We start from the raw sequence: 15568 nt of genomic DNA, 5'->3' as shown, positions 1-15568 counted from the left end.
CTGCAGGTGGTCCAGGGGGGAGCGCCGGTGATAGAGAATACCCATGGAAAACACGCTGTCGAAGGCGGCGATTTTCGGCGGTACATGCTGGATGCCCAGGGGCAGCACCCAGACGCCGGGCTGCTGCAGGTATTTCTGCAGGGCCCAGAACTGGACTACAAACAGCGGGGTGGGGTCGATACCGATGACTTCTGCGGCGCCGTCCCCGGCCATGCGCCAGCAGTGGTAGCCGCTGCCGCAACCGACGTCGAGCACGCGGCGGCCGCTTAGCGGGTCGATGTGCCCTTGCAGCCGCTGCCACTTCCAGTCGGAGCGCCACTCGGTGTCGATATGCACGCCGAACAGGTCGAACGGGCCCTTGCGCCAGGGATGCAAGCCCTGCAGTGTTGTGCCCAGGGCGGCCAGCGCGGCGGGCGCCAGCGGCGGGTTGCAGTCGGCGCCAACCCTGGCGCGGTCGAGGTGGATACGACTGGGGACAATTTCGGGCAGCGCGTCCAGTGCTGCCAGCCAGCGCGGCAGGTCGCCGTAGCGTTCGATCGCGAGGCCCCGGGCGAGCTGCGCCGGCAGCAGCTCTGCCCAGGGCGCCAGTGCGCTGTGCTGCCAGCGCCGGATCAGGGGTTGGTAGTCGATCATTTCAGGGCGATGAGCGAGGCGAAGTTGAAGCACTGGAACCAGACATCGCAGCTGCCGAAGCCGGCCTTGCGGATGCGCTGCTTGTGCTCGCCGAGTGTGTCCCGCAGCAGTACGTTCTCAATGGCGTTGCGCTTGCCGGCAATTTCCAGGTCACTGTAGCCGTTGGCGCGCTTGAATTCGTGGTGCAGGTCGATATTGAGGGCGTCGAGGTGGGGGTCCTCGAAGGTGACCTTTTCCGACAGCACCATGATGCCGCCGGGACGCAGGCCCTGGTAAATGCGCCTGATGATTGCGTCGCGCTGCTCGCGGGCAATGAACTGCAGGGTGAAGTTGAGCACCACCACCGAGGCATCCTCGATGGCCAGGTCCCGCAGGTCGGCGCAGACCAGTTCCACGGGGATATCGTGGCTGTCGGTGTCGATGACCGTCCGGCAGCGCTCCAGCATGGCCGCGGAATTATCGACACCAATGATCAGGCAGTCCCGGTGTTGTACCTGCTGGCGCATGGCCAGGGTGGAAGCTCCCAGGGAACAGCCAAGATCGTAGATGCGACTGCCCGGGGTGGCAAAGCGCCCCGCCAGCAGGCCGGTCATGGCGACAATGGTGGTATAGCCCGGGACCGAGCGCTTGATCATGTCGGGAAACACCCGCGCCACACGGTCATCGAACTGGAAGGCCGCAGGTTCGCTGACTGTCTGGGTGTAGATGGTGTCGCGGGAGTCGGTCACGGCAGCGGTTTCAAGGGTATCGGGGTTGGGCGGAAGTTTACCATGGATGTACTGGCGGCCCGAATAGCGCACAATACGGGCCGCGAAGTTCCCGGAGCAGATACATGAAAGGCACCCACGAGTACGCGGGCGACCCGCGCAACGAAAACATCCTGATCGACATCAACGGCGAACTGTTCCCCCGCGCAGAAGCGCGCATTTCGGTATTCGACTCGGGATTTATTCTTGGCGACGGCGTCTGGGAAGGCCTGCGGGTGGAGAACAACACCGTGCTGTTCCTGGAGCGCCACCTGGAGCGCCTGTTTGAGGGCATGAAGACCCTGGATTTCCAGCCGGATTTCAGCCGTGAAGAACTCGCAGCGCGACTGTATGCCCTGCTGGCGGCCAATGACATGAGCGATGGTGTGCACATCCGCCTGATGGTGTCGCGCGGGGTCAAGGCCACGCCCTACCAGGATCCGCGGATGACCATCACGCCGCCGACCGTGGTGATTATTCCCGAGTACAAGCAGGCCTTGCCGGAAGTGGTGGACAAGGGCGTGCGCCTGTACACGGTGTATGTGCGCCGCGGCTATTCCGATGTGCAGGACCCGACCCTCAACACCCACTCCAAGCTCAACTGCATCGGCGCCTGCATCCAGGCTACCAAGGCCGGCGCCGACGAGGCGCTGATGCTGGACCCCCACGGCTTTGTCGCCACCTGCAATTCCACCCATTTCTTCATTGTCCGCCGCGGCGAGATCTGGACCTCCACCGGTGACTACTGCCTCGATGGCATCACCCGCGGCAAGGTGCTGGAGATGGGCCGGGAACTGGGCCTCACAGTGCGCGAGAAGAACTTTACCCTGACCGATGTCTACAATGCCGAGGAAGCTTTCGTCACCGGAACCTTTGCCGGCCTGGTGCCGGTGACGGAAGTGGATGGCCGCGTTATCGGTGAAGCCGGTGCCGAGCGGACAATGGTGAAGCGGCTGCAGGCGCAATACCGGACCACGGTGGCGCGCTATATCGACGGTCCCGGCAAGCAGCATCCGCGAGGCTGAGGCATATGTCTGTCTTGCGAATTGCAATGTGGTCGGGTCCGCGCAACATCAGCACTGCGCTGATGCGGGCGTTCGAGAACCGTCCGGATTGCGCGGTGGTCGACGAGCCGTTCTATGGTTACTACCTGAAGGCCACGGGCCTGGAGCATCCCGCCGGTGCCGAGGTCATGGCCAGCATGAGCTGTGAATGGCGGGAGGTCGCGCGGCAGCTGTGCGAGGAGTTGCCGGAAACGGCGAATCCCGCCAGCTGCCCGGTGTTCTACCAGAAACACATGACCCAACACATTCTGCCGGCCATGGACATGGGCTGGACCGACGGCCTGCAGAACTGTTTCCTGATTCGCGAGCCGCGGCGGATCATTGCCTCCTACGCGAAAGTCCGGCCGCAGTTCGCCATCGAGGAGTTGGGCTTCCCGCAGCAGTGGGCGCTGTTCCAGCGGGTCGCGGACCGCCTCGGCGCGGCACCGCCGGTGATTGACTCCGCCCGGACCCTGCGTGACCCCGAACGCGTGCTGAGCGACCTTTGTGCGCGGGTGGGCATTCCCTTCAGCGCGCGGATGCTGCACTGGCCGGCGGGGCGGCGCGCCAGCGACGGTGTCTGGGCACCGCACTGGTACGCGGCGGTGGAGCGCACCACCGGTTTCGAGCCAGTCAGTGAAGTGCCGCTGGCGGAGATTCCCGTGCCGCCCGGCTGCGAGGCGATGTGTGAGGAGGCGGAGGGGTTCTATTCCCGATTGCTGCAGCACGCCCTGTAGCGCGTCGTGGCGAACCGTCGCTGCGGCCCGGAACAGCTCTCTGCGTCCCGGGCCCGGGACGGGGCTCGCAGCGGTGGTGCAACGCTAGCGCCCGGGTGGGGTCTCGCCATGCCTGTCCCAGTCCGCGAGCAGGGTCTCGATCACCTTCATGCCCACCAGGTAAGCGTTCTCCAACGCCGCATCGAGCCCCGCGTAGCTGTCGTGTTGCTCTTCGCGCAGGTACCCGGCGGCGGTCTTGCCGGGCGGCGGCAGGGTGAAGTTGGAGGCTGTGCGCAGCACCAGTACCCGGTGCTTGTCGACCTTGCCGGCCTCGTGCAGGTAGGTCAGTGACTGGTAGGTGCCGGTGTCCTCCATCGCCGAGCTGACAAACTCGCCCTCGCCGTCGGTCCAGTACTTGACCCACTCGTTGGCCCAGTCGTTGAGCAGCTTGCCGTGCCAGAAGGTCATCGCAGCCAGCTGGTCACCCTTGATTACCTTCGGTGGCTGTTGTCCCACCGGGTAGTCCACGTAGGGCTTGCGGGCCGCGGCCAGGGTTTCGTGGTCGGGCAACTCCATGTCTTTGGTCAACCCGTAGGCCCAGTTCACCAGGCCGGCGTCGAGCCTGAATACCTCGCCCAGACTGTAGCTCTTGCGCTCCGGGTCGCCGGGCCCCTGGCTGAACAGCGGGAAGTAACCGTGATCCCAGTCCTCGGGAATTTCCCGGGGATCTATTTCATGGGCCAGGTCGCCGTCCACCAGCCATTCGGCCCAGGCCACGGAGCCGAGTGAGGCATCCGCCGGGTCGAAGCCGGAGATGCCCGCGACCAGCCAGTAGGCCTTGCTGAGGTCGAAACGCGGATCCAGGCCCAGGGCCATGACGCTGGCGGCGGCATTGGCCGTTCCCATGCCGGTAACGATACCGAGCACGCCGGCCTCCAGGTTCATGTGGATGTCGTGGTGCATGTGCGGGGCCGGGAAGCGGGTGTCCAGCGGCACGCGCTCGTACCAGCGCTGGAATTCGCCGGCGTCATCGCCGCTGTCGGCGCCGGTTTCGAACATGGTGACGACCACGACCCTGACCGGAATGGGGTCCGGGGCTGCGGTCTGTGCCAGCGCGGGGAATGCCAGCAGTGCAAGCAGGCCAAGCAAGACAGATCTTCTCATGATGAACTCGTTTCCGCCGTTGGGTGGGAGGTGAGGAAGGATTCTATCGCAGCCCGGGTCGGTGCACTGGACTGCGCCCCGTGCTGCTGCACCGAAAGCGCTGCAGCGGCCTGGGCAAAACGTATGGCATGGGGCAGCGCCAGGCCTTCGGTCAGGGCGACAGCCAGGCAGCCATTGAACACATCGCCGGCCGCGGTGCTGTCCACCGCGGTCACCGGGAAGCCCGGAAACTCGCTGCGCCGGGGTTCCCGCGCGCCGTCGCGCTGGGACAGGAATACGCCCCTGGCGCCGCGGGTGATGATGACGGTGCCGACGCCGCGCTGGTGCAGGGTATCGGCCGCAGCCGCGGCAGAGCCGGCATCGTATACCTGGATACCGGTCAACAACGCCGCCTCGGTTTCATTGGGGGTGAGCAGCTGCAGGAGGGGATACAGCTCTTCGGGCAGCACCCCGGCCGGGGCCGGGTTCAGGATCACCACCGCATCGGCGCTGCTGGCGCAACGGGCTGCGGCCAGCACAGTGTCCATCGGCGTTTCCAGCTGCAGGAGCACCACGGCGGCCTTCTCCAGCAGGCGCCCGGCGCTGTCGATGTGGCGGGGCTGTAGTCGGGCATTGGCGCCCGGCGCCACCGCGATGCTGTTCTCTCCGCTCGCGTCCACCAGGATCTGGGCAATCCCGGAGGGGGCCTGCGGGTCGACAACGCAGTGGTCGGTGTTGATGCCGGCGGTGGCAAAGGCGGCCAGTGCGGCATCGCCGAAGCTGTCCCTGCCGACACAGGCAATGAGACTGACGTCGCCGTCTGCGAGCGCCGCAGCCACCGCCTGGTTGGCGCCCTTGCCGCCCCCCGCGGTGCTGAAGCTGGCGCCGAGAACAGTCTCTCCGGGAGCCGGCAAGTGCGGCACCCGGATGATCATGTCGGTGTTGCTGGAGCCGACAACGACCAGTCTGCTCACGGTCCCTCCGTCAGAACGTGCTGGACAGGGACAGACCCCAGACCCGCGGCTCATTGGTGAAGCCGGTCAGGTTGTTGAAGTCGATCGCTCCCTGCACATTTTCCTCGTCGGTAATGTTGCGGCCGAACAGGGCCACTTCATAGCTGCCGTCGCGCAGGCGCCAGCCCAGGCGCAGGCCGCCCTCGAACTGGCCGTCGGTGACGAACTCGACGGCGTCGTAGAGGAACAGCTGGGTATCACCCTGGTAGGACCAGTCGGTGAAGGCAAACAGCTCCGACTCGCGGCCCACGGGCAGGGTCCAGGAAGCGGTGAAGTTGAAGGTGGTCTCCGGCGCCTGCGGGAAGGGGTTGCCGTCCACCAATACCAGGCCGTTGCTGTCCACGGGATTGCGGACGGTGCAGGTGCCGCTGCCGCAGGAACCCACGCGCAGCTTGCTGTCCTCGATTTCGGTATCGGCATAGCCGGCGCCGAAGGTCACCGCGAAGTTGTCGGTGAGGGCCCACTCGATGTCGACTTCCCCGCCCTGGCCAGTGCCCTGCTCGGCGTTCACCAGCTGGATGGAGTTGTCGACACCACCCACGGCGGTGAACTGGATGTCATCCACTTCGTAGTAGAACAGCGCAGCGTTAAGGCGCATGCGTCCGTCCAGGTACTCAGCCTTGTAGCCCAGCTCGAAGGAGGTGATGGTCTCGGAATCAGCGATGGACGGTGCCGCGCCGAAGGCGACGTCCCGGCCCTGGATGGTGGGTGCGCGGAAGCCGGTGCCGACCCTGGCCCAGTACAGGGAGCTGTCGCTGGCGGCAAAGGACAGGGCCAGATCGCCGCTGACCTGGTCATCGGACACGCTTTCCTCGAATCCCGGGGCGAAGAAATCCTTCTCGTCGTCGGTCCAGCGCAGGCCCGCGGTCAGGGTCCAGGCATCGGTGAGCGCGTAGTCGACCTGGCCGAATACCGCTACCGAGGTGTTCTCATGAGTGACCGTGGTTGCCGGTGCGAAGAAGGGATTGGTTTCCACGTCCAGGTCGGAGTCGAAATAAAACAGGCCGGTCTGCCAGTTGAGCCGGCCGTCGCTGTTACTGGACAGGCGCAGCTCCTGGGTGAACTGCTGGACATCGGCCGCGTCCTGGGTCTGGGCGGGGAACGGGATGAAGCCCGGTCCCATGAACGGCAGGAATGAAGCGCCGAACCCGCCGTCGATATCGCCCAGGCTACGGCCCTTGGCGTCTTCCCCCGCGGTAATTGAGGTCAGGGTCACGCTGTCGAAATCGTATTCGACCTTGAGGTTGACGCCGGTGTTGCGGTATTCCTGCGGGTTGTTGTCACCCTCATCGAAGAACACCGTGTCGCGGATATAGTTTTCGTTCAGCTTGTTGCTGCCGGTGGTGAATACGTTGGCGCGAAACACCGCAGCGGTGCCGTCCAGGTCGCGGTGGTGGGCGCCCAGCAGCACGCTCGCGCGGTCATTGGGCTCGAACAGCAGGAAGCCCTTGACCGCCTTTTCGACAAAGCCGCCGAGGGCGTCATCTTCGCCGGTGAAGGCGTTGTCGATCCAGTCGCCGCGGCTTTGGTACAGCACCGCGACGCGACCGGCGACCGTGTCGCTGAGGCCGCCGCCGACTGCGCCCTCGAAGTTGAGGGTGTCGAGTTCGCCGATATCGACCTTGGCGTGGCCCTCCAGTTCGCGGGTCGGCTTGCGGGAGTCAAACTTGACGATGCCGGCGGTGGTGTTGCGACCGAACAGGGAGCCCTGGGGGCCGCGCAGGACTTCAACCTGCTCGACATCGAACAGCGGGAAGCTTTTCAGGACCACGTTTTCCTTGACCACTTCGTCCATGATGATGGACACGGGCTGGGACGCGGCGAGGTCGAAATCGATGTTGCCGAGGCCGCGGATGTAGAAACGCGGCGCGACCCGGCCGTTCGACGACTCCACGTATAGGCCCGGTACCCGGGTGGAGAGCCCGCGAATGTCCGCACCACCTTCAAACAGTGCGGTGAAGCGCTCGCCGGACATGGTCGCGACCGACAGGGGGACATCCAGCAGGCCTTGCTCCCGCTTTTGCGCGGTGACGATGATCTCCTCCAGTTGCGCCATGGCGGGGGCGGTGGCGGTGGTCGCTGCCACAATGGCGGCGGTCAGGGCCAACCGGGGTACGGTGATCCTCTTCATGGATGTCTCTCCTGAGTAAACTGGTCGGGTGCGATCGGCGGTTTCTTGCGGAGCGATAGCGGGTTCTGGTGCCCGCGGGTGGCCTTGGCGGCGCATGTGTGCAAAATTTACACCCCTGGAGCCACTGTCGCAGCCCCCCGCGGCAAAAATACCAGAATTTGCCCAGCTCGAGGGCGGGTTAACCTATTGTGTCCCCCGATGTGCGGGACGGGAGAATGCCTGTGTTGAAGCGTTTCGCGCCCTGGATTGTGCTGGGCTGGCTGTCGCTACCGGTGGTTGCGGGAGCCAGTCCCGGCAACGGTGCCGACCTCATTGTGTACGGTGACTACCTGCTGACCATGGATCCCGGGCAGCCGGAGTTGCGAGACGCTGCGGTGGTGGTCCGCGAGGGCGTGATCGTGGACGTCGGTCCGCGGGACCGTATCGATCGGACCTGGGTAGCCAGGGACAGCATCGCGGGCGAGGGCAGGGTGCTGATGCCCGGCCTGGTCAATGGCCACACCCACACCGCGATGACCCTGTTCCGGGGTATGGTCGACGACCTGGACCTGATGACCTGGCTGAATCATTACGTGTTCCCGATGGAGGGGCGCTTCGTTACTCCCGACTTCGTGCGCACGGGCACGGAGCTGGCGTGCTGGGAGATGATCCGCGGGGGCACCACCACCTTCGTGGACATGTATTTCTATCCGGACGAAATTGCCTCCGTGGTAGAGCGCTGCGGACTGCGGGCGGTGATCGGTTCCCCGCATATCGATTACCCCAGCCCCGGCTTTACCGGCTGGGATGACTCCTTCGCCGCCGCCGCCGATTTCGTGCGCCGCTGGCAGGGCCGGCATCCCCGCATTACCCCCGCGTTTGCGCCGCATGCGCCGTATACAGTCTCGGCCGAGCACCTGCAGGCCACGGTGGAAAAAGCCACCGAGCTGGGCGCCGTGGTCACCATGCATCTGGCGGAGGCGCCAGCAGAGACCGGGTTCATCGCCGCCGAGTACGAGACCAGCCCGGTGCGCCATGTGGCGGGGCTGGGCATGTACCGGCTGCCGCTGATTGCAGCGCATATGGTGCAGCTGGATGCCGTGGATATTGCCCTGACCGCCGAGGCCGGAGTGGGCGCGATCCACAACCCCACGTCGAACATGAAACTGGGCGCGGGTATTTCTCCGGTGCCGGCGATGCTGGCGGCGGGCGTGAACGTTGGCCTGGGTACGGATGGTGCCGCCTCCAACAACGATCTCGACCTCTGGGAAGAAGTACGGATGGCGGCCCTGCTGCACAAGGTTGCCAGCGGCGATCCCACCGCCATGCCGGCCGGCCAGGCGCTGGCGATGGCTACGCGGCTGGGTGCGGCGGCCATCCACCTGGGGGAGGTCATCGGCCAGCTGAAAACCGGCATGCAGGCGGACATGATCCAGCTGGACGTCACCCGGACCCATCACCTGCCGCTGTACGATGTGATATCCCACCTGGTGTATGTGCTGGACAGCCAGGATGTACAGACGACCATCGTGGCCGGGCAAGTGCTGATGCGGGACCGGCAGGTGCTCACTCTGGATGAGACGGCACTGCGGGCGGCGATATCCCTGGCCAGCGACCGTATTCGCAAGGCCCTGCGCGAACAACAGGAGAGCGACGCATGAGAATCACAGGTATTTTACTGGGCTGCGCCCTGGCAGTGACTGGCGCCGGGGTTGCCCACGCGGACCCCGCGGCGACCGCGGTGGCAGTGCCGGACAAGGCCAGCCTGATCGCCAGTCTGGGTCTGCAGGCCCATGTCGAGGGCGGTTACTTTGCCCGTACCTTCCAGCCCGACCACCGGCCACAGCTGGCAACGCCGCGCGGCCCGCGCTACACCATGACCGCCATCCACTATCTGCTGACGGACGATTCCCCGATTGGCCACTGGCACCGCAACGAGTCGGACATCGTCCACTTCCACCATCTGGGCGCCCCCGTGCACTACTACCTGTTGCATCCGGATGGGCGCCTGGAGACCGCGGTGCTGGGCCCGGATCTGGCGGCCGGCCAGCGCCTGCAACTGGCCGTGCAGGGCGGCGTCTGGAAAGCCTCACACCTGCCGCAGGGCGAGTACGGGTTGATCAGCGAGGCGGTTGCCCCGGGTTTCGACTATGCAGACATGGCCCTGGGCACGCGCGCATTGCTGCTGCAGCAGTTCCCGCAGCACGCCGATGTGGTCCGGGCCTATACCCGCAATTGAAACTGCCTATTGACCCTTCGCCAGCAGGTGCTGCTCCAGCTCGGGCATGATACTGGCGAGCTCGGGCTTGTTGGCGCGGATCTCCGCGGCGGTCAGTCCATGCAGCTCGTGCGGGAACACCAGCCAGTCGCTGGTCTCGTGGATATAGTAGTCCGGCACCCGGTCGGTCTGGTTGTTGCCCGGTTTGTAGTAGGGCGTGGCGATGCGGATTTCCGGCGTGTTTTTCTTGCAGGCATGGCGGAGGTCGTGGATGACCTGGTCTATGGACAGGCCCGAGTCGTGCACATCGTCGACGATCAGCAGCGAATCCTCCGATTCCAGCTGCTTGATGAGGTAGTTCAGGCCATGCACCTGGACATGACGGCTGCGCTCGCCGATGCCGGTGTAGGACGAGGTGCGGATGGCGATGTGGTCCGCCTCCACCCCCAGCACGTCCAGTAGCTCCTGCACCGCGATTCCCACCGGCGCCCCACCGCGCCAGACCCCGACAATGTAGTCGGGTCGATAACCGCTGGTATGCACCTGCCACGCCAGCCTGAAGGAATCTTCCAGCAACTGCTGGGCGCTGATGTAGTGCTTGTGCATGGCGGTGGTGTCCTCAAGAGTCTGTTCTGCGGGGGTGGCGCAGAGATTAGCACAGCTTTCCCCGCCGGCCGGCCCCGGCTATGGTGCCCCCCGTGGCGATTGCGTACACTTTCGCCTTTCGTCGCGCGCCTGACACAGGGAGCAAGCAGCACCATGGAGCACGGTAACCAGCCTGCGGCAGGCCCTCTGGAGCGTTTTTTCCGGCTGTCCGAACACGGTACCAACGTTCGCACCGAGCTGATTGCCGGAGCCACCACCTTCGTCACCATGGCCTACATCATCTTCGTCAATCCGCAGATGATGGCCAGCGCCGGCATGGATCCGCAGGCCTCTTTCGTCGCCACCTGTCTGGCCTCGGCCCTGGCCTGCTACCTGATGGGTCTCTACGCCAACTGGCCGGTCGGCCTGGCCCCGGGGATGGGCCTGAACGCGTTCTTCACCTACACCGTGGTCGCCGACATGGGCTACAGCTGGCAGGTGGCCCTGGGTGCCGTGTTCCTCGCCGGGGTACTGTTCGTGATCATGAGCGTCACCCGCCTGCGGCGCTGGATGCTGGACAGCATACCGCTGGACCTGCGGGTGGCGATGGGCGCGGGCGTCGGCCTGTTCGTGGGTTTTATCGGCCTGAAGAGCGGCGGCATTGTCGTCGCCAGCGACGCCACCTATCTCACCCTTGGCGATCTCGCCGCCCCTGAGCCTTTCCTCGCGGCACTGGGCTTTCTGGTCATCGCTATCCTGTCCATCCGCCAGGTCCACGGTGCGATCATTATCGGCATCCTGGGTATTACCGGCATCGCCCTGGGCACGGGCCTGGTGGAGTACCAGGGTCTGGTGGCGGCGCCGCCGAGCGTGGCCCCCGTATTCCTGCAGCTGGATATCCGCGGCGCCCTGGATGTGGCCATGACCAGCGTCATTATCGCCTTTCTGTTCGTGAACCTGTTTGATACCGCCGGCACCCTGCTGGGGGTGGCCAATCGCGCCGGCCTGATGAATCCCGATGGCAGCATCCGCAACCTGGATCGCGCACTGAAGGCGGACAGTACCTCCAGCGTGTTCGGGGCCTTCCTCGGCTGCGCTCCGGTGACCAGCTACGTGGAGAGCGCTGCCGGGGTCGCTGCCGGTGGCCGCACCGGGTTGACCGCGGTTACCGTCGGCACGCTGTTCCTGGTCGCCATCTTCTTCGCGCCGCTGGCCGCCATGGTGCCGGGGTTTGCCACTGCCGGGGCGCTGGTCTACGTGGCAATGCTGATGCTGACCAGTCTGCAGGGGCTGGAGTGGGAGGACATGACCGAGGTGGTGCCGGCGATGATCACCGTGGTGATGATTCCGCTGTCTTTTTCCATCGCCAACGGGATCGCGGTCGGCTTTATCAGCTATGTGTCGATCAAGCTCTTCGTGGGCAGATACCGGGATATATCCCCCGGCGCCTGGTTCCTGGCGTTGATCTTCATCGCCAAGTTTGCGCTGATGTGAACCCACGCCCTGCTCCGGTATAATCCCGGCGATGAAACCAGCTACCTATCCCAGTGACCCGGAACACCTCTGGGAACACTTCTACTGCATCTCGCAGATTCCTCGGCCTTCCAAAGCGGAGGACGCGGTGCGCGACTATGTCATCGGCCAGGCGCAGGCCCACGATTGCCGCTGGCAGCTGGACGCCACCGGTAACCTGGTGGTCTATGTGCCGGCTTCGCCCGGGCGCGAACACCATGGCACCGTGATTATCCAGAACCACCTGGACATGGTAACGGTGAAAACCGGTGACAAGGCCCACGATTTTTTTACCGACCCCCTGAGCCTGAAAGTCGAGGACGGCTGGCTGCTGGCCGATCGCACCACCCTGGGAGCCGACAATGGCGTGGGCTGTGCGGCCGCGCTGGCGGTGATGACCGATACCGATGTCCAGCACCCGCCGCTGGAACTGCTGTTTACCGTGGATGAGGAAACCGGGCTGGGCGGCGCGCTGGGGCTGGATGCCAGCCTGCTCAGCGGCGAGGTGATGCTGAACCTGGACACCGAGGACTGGCACGAGCTGTATGTCGGCTGCGCCGGTGGCGGTGGCTGGATCCTGAGCGGGCGCTATCCGCTGCAGCAGCCCGCCGCCGGGCTGTCCTGCTGGTGCCTGGAGCTGAAGGGGCTCGCTGGCGGTCACTCCGGTATCGAGATCCATCACCAGCTCGGCAACGCGCTCAAACTGCTGGCCGAGTGCCTGGCGGAGGTGGATGCTGTGCAGCTGGCCGGCGCCAGTGTCGGCGTCGCCCACAACGTGATCCCGCGGGAGGGCACGGTCTCGTTCGCCTGTACACAAACTGAGGCGCAGGCTCTCGAGGAGCGCCTGCAGTCCCTGGTGGACTGCTGGCGCGGCTACCTGCCGCCGGCGGACCACGCCCTGTCGCTGAGCCTGGTGCCGCTGGCACCGTTACCGCTGCTGAGCGCGGCGGACAGCCAGCGGGTGCTGGCCCTGCTGGCGGCATTCCCGCACGGCGCGCAGGCCTACAGCCTGGCCCAGCCCGCGGACCTGGTCGACCTCAGCAGTAACCTGGCGCGCCTGCAGCTGCGGGAGGGTGCGCTGGAGCTGGAGGCGAGCTACCGTTTCTTCAACGCCGGGCAGGCACTGCCACTGCGCGCGGGCATAGAGGGGCTGGCCCGGCTCGCCGGCCTGGACATCCGGCGCATCGACGGCTACCCCGGCTGGCAGCCGGATTTTGCCAGCCCGCTGCTGGCCCGGGGCAAGGCCCTGCACCAGCGTCTGTTCGGCAGCGAACCGGCGGTCAAGGCCATTCACGCGGGCCTGGAATGCGGGATCCTCAAGAGCAAGAAACCGGATGTGGACATTCTCTCCTTTGGTCCCACCATCCGCGGCGCCCACTCACCCACCGAGCGGCTGCGCATCGATACCGTGCCGCCGTTCTGGCACTACCTGACCGCCCTGCTGGCGGAACTCTGACCCTCAAGGAGGACAAACGCCATGCTGGAAACACTGCCCCAGGTTCCCGAAGATTCCATCCTCGGGCTTGCCGCTGCCTGCCGCGCGGACCCGAACCCGAACAAGGTCGATCTTACGCTCGGCGTGTACATGAACGAAGAGGGGGTGTGCCCGGTGTTCGACGCCGTGCGCCTGGCCCAGCGGGCGCTGGTCGACGAGGAAAAGACCAAGGTCTATATGCCCCCGGCCGGTGATCCGGTATTCAACCAGGGCATGCAGAGGCTGGTGCTGGGGGAGGACAGCGCGGCCCTGGCGGACGGTCGGGTCAGCAGTATCCAGACCCCGGGTGGCTGCGGTGCCCTGCGCATCGGTGCGGAAATCATCAATGCCGCGGCGCCGGGGGCGAGGGTGTGGGTGTCTGACCCGACCTGGCCGGTGCACATCCCGCTGCTCGGCAGTGTGGGTCTCAAGTTTGAAACCTACCGCTACTACGAGCCGGTCAGCCACGGCGTCAATTTTGATGCCATGGTGGACGACCTGAAACGGGCCGGGCGTGGCGATGTGGTCCTGCTCCACGGCTGCTGTCACAACCCCTGTGGCGCGGACCTGACCCTGGAGCAGTGGGGCACGATCGCGGACATGGCGGCGCAGCAGGGGTTTTTGCCTTTTGTTGACATCGCCTACCAGGGTTTGGGAGACGGACTGGAGGAGGACGCTGCCGGCCTGCGCCTGCTGGTGCAGCGGCTGCCGGAGGTGATCATCGCCGCGTCCTGTTCCAAGAATATGGGTCTGTACCGGGAGCGTACGGGGGCGACGATTTTCGCTTCGGCGAACCCCGCGAGTGCCCTGGCGCTGCGCAGCCAGGCCCAGGTCGCGGCGCGCCGGATCTACTCCATGCCTCCGGCCCACGGCGCCCTGCTGGCGGCGCGCGTGCTGGCTGACGACGAGCTCAATGCCAACTGGCAAGACGAACTGCAGGCCATGTGCCGGCGCATCAACGGCCTGCGCACCAGCCTGGTGAGCAAGCTGGAGCAGTTCACCGATCGCGATTTCAGCTTCATCGAGCGGGAGAAGGGCATGTTTTCCTTCCTCGGCCTGAGCCCGGAACAGGCTCTGGCGCTGCGTGAAGAGCACAGCGTGTACATGCTGGATTCGTCCCGCATCAATGTGGCGGGGGTCAATGGCGCCAATATCGAATATCTCGCCGCAGCGGTGGGCGCGGTGCTGTCCAGCCACTGATCCGGAGTTTCCCGGTCAGTCCTCCAGCTCGGTCCAGCGTTCGATGGCGGCTTCCAGGGCGGTGTCCACCGCGGCCAGCTCCGCCAGCACCCTGTCGACGGTCTCCCGGTTCTGCTGGTAGAAAGCGGGGTCCGCAGTCTGTGCCTGGAAGGCTGCCTGCTGCTGCTCCAGTGCCTCGATCTTGCCTGGCAATGCTTCCAGCTCCCGCTGCTCCTTGTAGGAGAGCTTGCGCCGGCCGGGCGCTGCGGCAGGTTCCGTGGCGACCGGCGCCGGTGGCGGTTCGGTCTTGTTGGCCGGCATCTGCTGGCCGCGGCTGGCGGGGTCCGAAAGCCTGCCGCCGCGGGCTTCCCAGTCGCTGAACCCCCCCGCCTGCTCTTCCACCGTACCGTCGCCGCGCAGGATCAACAGCTGGGTGACCACATGGTCCATGAAGTCGCGGTCGTGGCTGACCAGTATCACCGTGCCGTCGAAGGACAGCAGGATATCCTCCAGCAGCTCCAAGGTTTCCACGTCCAGGTCGTTGGTGGGCTCATCCAGCACCAGCAGGTTGGCGGGCTTGCTGAACAGGCGCGCGAGGATGGCCCGATTCTGCTCGCCCCCGGAGAGGGCCTTGACCGGGGTGCGCACCCGCTCCGGGCTGAACAGGAAGTCACCGAGATAGGAGATGGCGTGGCGGCGCTTGCCGTTGATCTCGATGAAGTCCTGGCCGCCGCAGATATTGTCGATCAGGTTCTGCTCCGGCTCCAGCTTGCCGCGCAGCTGGTCCGAGTAGGCGATCTGCAGTTTGGTGCCCAGCTTGATGCTGCCGCTGTCGGGCGCCAGCTGGCCGAGGATCAGCTTCACCAGGGTGGATTTCCCGGCCCCGTTGGCACCGACGATACCCACCCGGTCGCCGCGCTGGATGATGGTGGAGAAGTCGCGAATGACCTCCCGGCCCTCGAAGGCCTTGCCCACGTGTTCCAGTTCCGCCACGATCTTGCCTGAGCGGCTGGCCTCCTCGATGTTGAAGTTGGCGCTGCCGACCTTTTCCCGCCGCTGCTGGCGGTCCCGGCGCATGGCCTCCAGCGCCCGTACCCGGCCCTCGTTGCGGGTGCGGCGGGCCTTGATCCCCTGGCGTATCCACACCTCTTCCTGGGCCAGCTTCTTGTCGAACAGGGCGTTGGCGCGCTCCTCTG

At 65.6% G+C, this 15568-nt stretch carries 14 protein-coding genes; 7 read left to right on the top strand and 7 right to left on the bottom strand.

Annotated features, from left to right (window positions below; translation table 11 throughout):
• Nucleotides 1-633: tRNA 5-methoxyuridine(34)/uridine 5-oxyacetic acid(34) synthase CmoB (gene cmoB, locus RJQ10_RS10670; RefSeq protein ID WP_350146397.1), on the bottom strand; the 633-nt coding region annotated here is incomplete at its 3' end.
• Nucleotides 630-1361 carry a carboxy-S-adenosyl-L-methionine synthase CmoA gene (cmoA, locus tag RJQ10_RS10665; protein WP_350146395.1) on the bottom strand — a complete coding sequence of 244 codons (732 nt, stop codon included), beginning with the start codon at nt 1359-1361 and terminating at the stop codon, nt 630-632. The genes cmoB and cmoA, both read right to left, overlap by 4 nt.
• A gap of 104 nt (nt 1362-1465) precedes the next feature.
• Here cmoA and RJQ10_RS10660 point away from each other — a divergent pair, with 104 nt between their 5' ends.
• Together RJQ10_RS10660 and RJQ10_RS10655 are read left to right on the top strand one after the other, a co-directional pair.
• Complete coding sequence (locus tag RJQ10_RS10660; protein WP_350146393.1) at nt 1466-2404, top strand: aminotransferase class IV; 939 nt, start codon at nt 1466-1468, stop codon at nt 2402-2404.
• A gap of 5 nt (nt 2405-2409) precedes the next feature.
• A complete protein-coding gene (locus tag RJQ10_RS10655) occupies nt 2410-3159 on the top strand; it encodes a sulfotransferase-like domain-containing protein (protein WP_350146391.1) in 750 nt (249 codons plus the stop codon).
• Nucleotides 3160-3243: 84 nt separating this feature from the next.
• Here RJQ10_RS10655 and RJQ10_RS10650 read toward each other — a convergent pair whose 3' ends face one another.
• The 3 genes from RJQ10_RS10650 to RJQ10_RS10640 are packed head-to-tail and all read right to left on the bottom strand — an operon-like array spanning nt 3244 to nt 7425.
• The gene (locus tag RJQ10_RS10650) at nt 3244-4302 is read right to left on the bottom strand and encodes a purine nucleoside permease (RefSeq protein ID WP_350146389.1); all 1059 of its coding nucleotides are present in this window, start codon (nt 4300-4302) and stop codon (nt 3244-3246) included.
• Nucleotides 4299-5255: a ribokinase gene (gene rbsK / locus RJQ10_RS10645; protein ID WP_350146387.1), complete on the bottom strand. Its 957-nt coding sequence runs from the start codon at nt 5253-5255 to the stop codon at nt 4299-4301. Before rbsK ends, RJQ10_RS10650 begins: the two co-directional genes overlap by 4 nt.
• Before the next feature lie 10 nt (nt 5256-5265).
• A complete protein-coding gene (locus RJQ10_RS10640) occupies nt 5266-7425 on the bottom strand; it encodes a TonB-dependent receptor (protein WP_350146385.1) in 2160 nt (719 codons plus the stop codon).
• A gap of 221 nt (nt 7426-7646) precedes the next feature.
• Here RJQ10_RS10640 and RJQ10_RS10635 point away from each other — a divergent pair, with 221 nt between their 5' ends.
• The gene (locus tag RJQ10_RS10635; RefSeq protein ID WP_350146383.1) at nt 7647-9065 is read left to right on the top strand and encodes an amidohydrolase family protein; all 1419 of its coding nucleotides are present in this window, start codon (nt 7647-7649) and stop codon (nt 9063-9065) included.
• On the top strand, nt 9062-9643 hold the full coding sequence (locus RJQ10_RS10630) for a cupin domain-containing protein (protein WP_350146381.1): 582 nt from the start codon (nt 9062-9064) through the stop codon (nt 9641-9643). Before RJQ10_RS10635 ends, RJQ10_RS10630 begins: the two co-directional genes overlap by 4 nt.
• Nucleotides 9644-9649: 6 nt before the next feature.
• Here RJQ10_RS10630 and RJQ10_RS10625 read toward each other — a convergent pair whose 3' ends face one another.
• The gene (locus RJQ10_RS10625; protein ID WP_350146379.1) at nt 9650-10228 is read right to left on the bottom strand and encodes a phosphoribosyltransferase; all 579 of its coding nucleotides are present in this window, start codon (nt 10226-10228) and stop codon (nt 9650-9652) included.
• 153 nt (nt 10229-10381) lie between these two features.
• Here RJQ10_RS10625 and RJQ10_RS10620 point away from each other — a divergent pair, with 153 nt between their 5' ends.
• The 3 genes from RJQ10_RS10620 to RJQ10_RS10610 are packed head-to-tail and all read left to right on the top strand — an operon-like array spanning nt 10382 to nt 14393.
• Nucleotides 10382-11701 (top strand): NCS2 family permease, encoded by a 1320-nt coding sequence (locus tag RJQ10_RS10620; protein WP_350146378.1) that lies wholly within the window; start codon nt 10382-10384, stop codon nt 11699-11701.
• A 31-nt stretch (nt 11702-11732) separates the two neighbouring features.
• Nucleotides 11733-13175, top strand: coding sequence for a beta-Ala-His dipeptidase (pepD, locus tag RJQ10_RS10615; protein WP_350146376.1), 1443 nt, complete (start codon nt 11733-11735; stop codon nt 13173-13175).
• A 21-nt stretch (nt 13176-13196) separates the two neighbouring features.
• On the top strand, nt 13197-14393 hold the full coding sequence (locus RJQ10_RS10610; RefSeq protein WP_350146374.1) for an amino acid aminotransferase: 1197 nt from the start codon (nt 13197-13199) through the stop codon (nt 14391-14393).
• A 15-nt stretch (nt 14394-14408) separates the two neighbouring features.
• Here RJQ10_RS10610 and RJQ10_RS10605 read toward each other — a convergent pair.
• Nucleotides 14409-15568, bottom strand: a 1160-nt coding sequence (locus RJQ10_RS10605; protein WP_350146372.1) for an ATP-binding cassette domain-containing protein, incomplete at its 5' end; no start/stop codon positions are given.

The sequence above is a fragment of the Haliea sp. genome (assembly GCF_040222615.1).
In the GTDB taxonomy this organism is placed as follows: domain Bacteria; phylum Pseudomonadota; class Gammaproteobacteria; order Pseudomonadales; family Halieaceae; genus Haliea.
This window is presented reverse-complemented; position numbering and strand designations above follow the sequence as displayed.

What these genes read in the sequence shown, in the direction of transcription:
- RJQ10_RS10620 (WP_350146378.1), top strand. Translation starts at nt 10,382, where the DNA reads ATGGAGCACGGTAACCAGCCTGCGGCAGGCCCTCTGGAGCGTTTTTTC.
- RJQ10_RS10640 (WP_350146385.1), bottom strand. Translation starts at nt 7,425, where the DNA reads ATGAAGAGGATCACCGTACCCCGGTTGGCCCTGACCGCCGCCATTGTG.
- pepD (WP_350146376.1), top strand. Translation starts at nt 11,733, where the DNA reads ATGAAACCAGCTACCTATCCCAGTGACCCGGAACACCTCTGGGAACAC.
- RJQ10_RS10650 (WP_350146389.1), bottom strand. Translation starts at nt 4,302, where the DNA reads ATGAGAAGATCTGTCTTGCTTGGCCTGCTTGCACTGCTGGCATTCCCC.
- RJQ10_RS10630 (WP_350146381.1), top strand. Translation starts at nt 9,062, where the DNA reads ATGAGAATCACAGGTATTTTACTGGGCTGCGCCCTGGCAGTGACTGGC.
- RJQ10_RS10625 (WP_350146379.1), bottom strand. Translation starts at nt 10,228, where the DNA reads ATGCACAAGCACTACATCAGCGCCCAGCAGTTGCTGGAAGATTCCTTC.
- RJQ10_RS10660 (WP_350146393.1), top strand. Translation starts at nt 1,466, where the DNA reads ATGAAAGGCACCCACGAGTACGCGGGCGACCCGCGCAACGAAAACATC.
- RJQ10_RS10610 (WP_350146374.1), top strand. Translation starts at nt 13,197, where the DNA reads ATGCTGGAAACACTGCCCCAGGTTCCCGAAGATTCCATCCTCGGGCTT.
- RJQ10_RS10655 (WP_350146391.1), top strand. Translation starts at nt 2,410, where the DNA reads ATGTCTGTCTTGCGAATTGCAATGTGGTCGGGTCCGCGCAACATCAGC.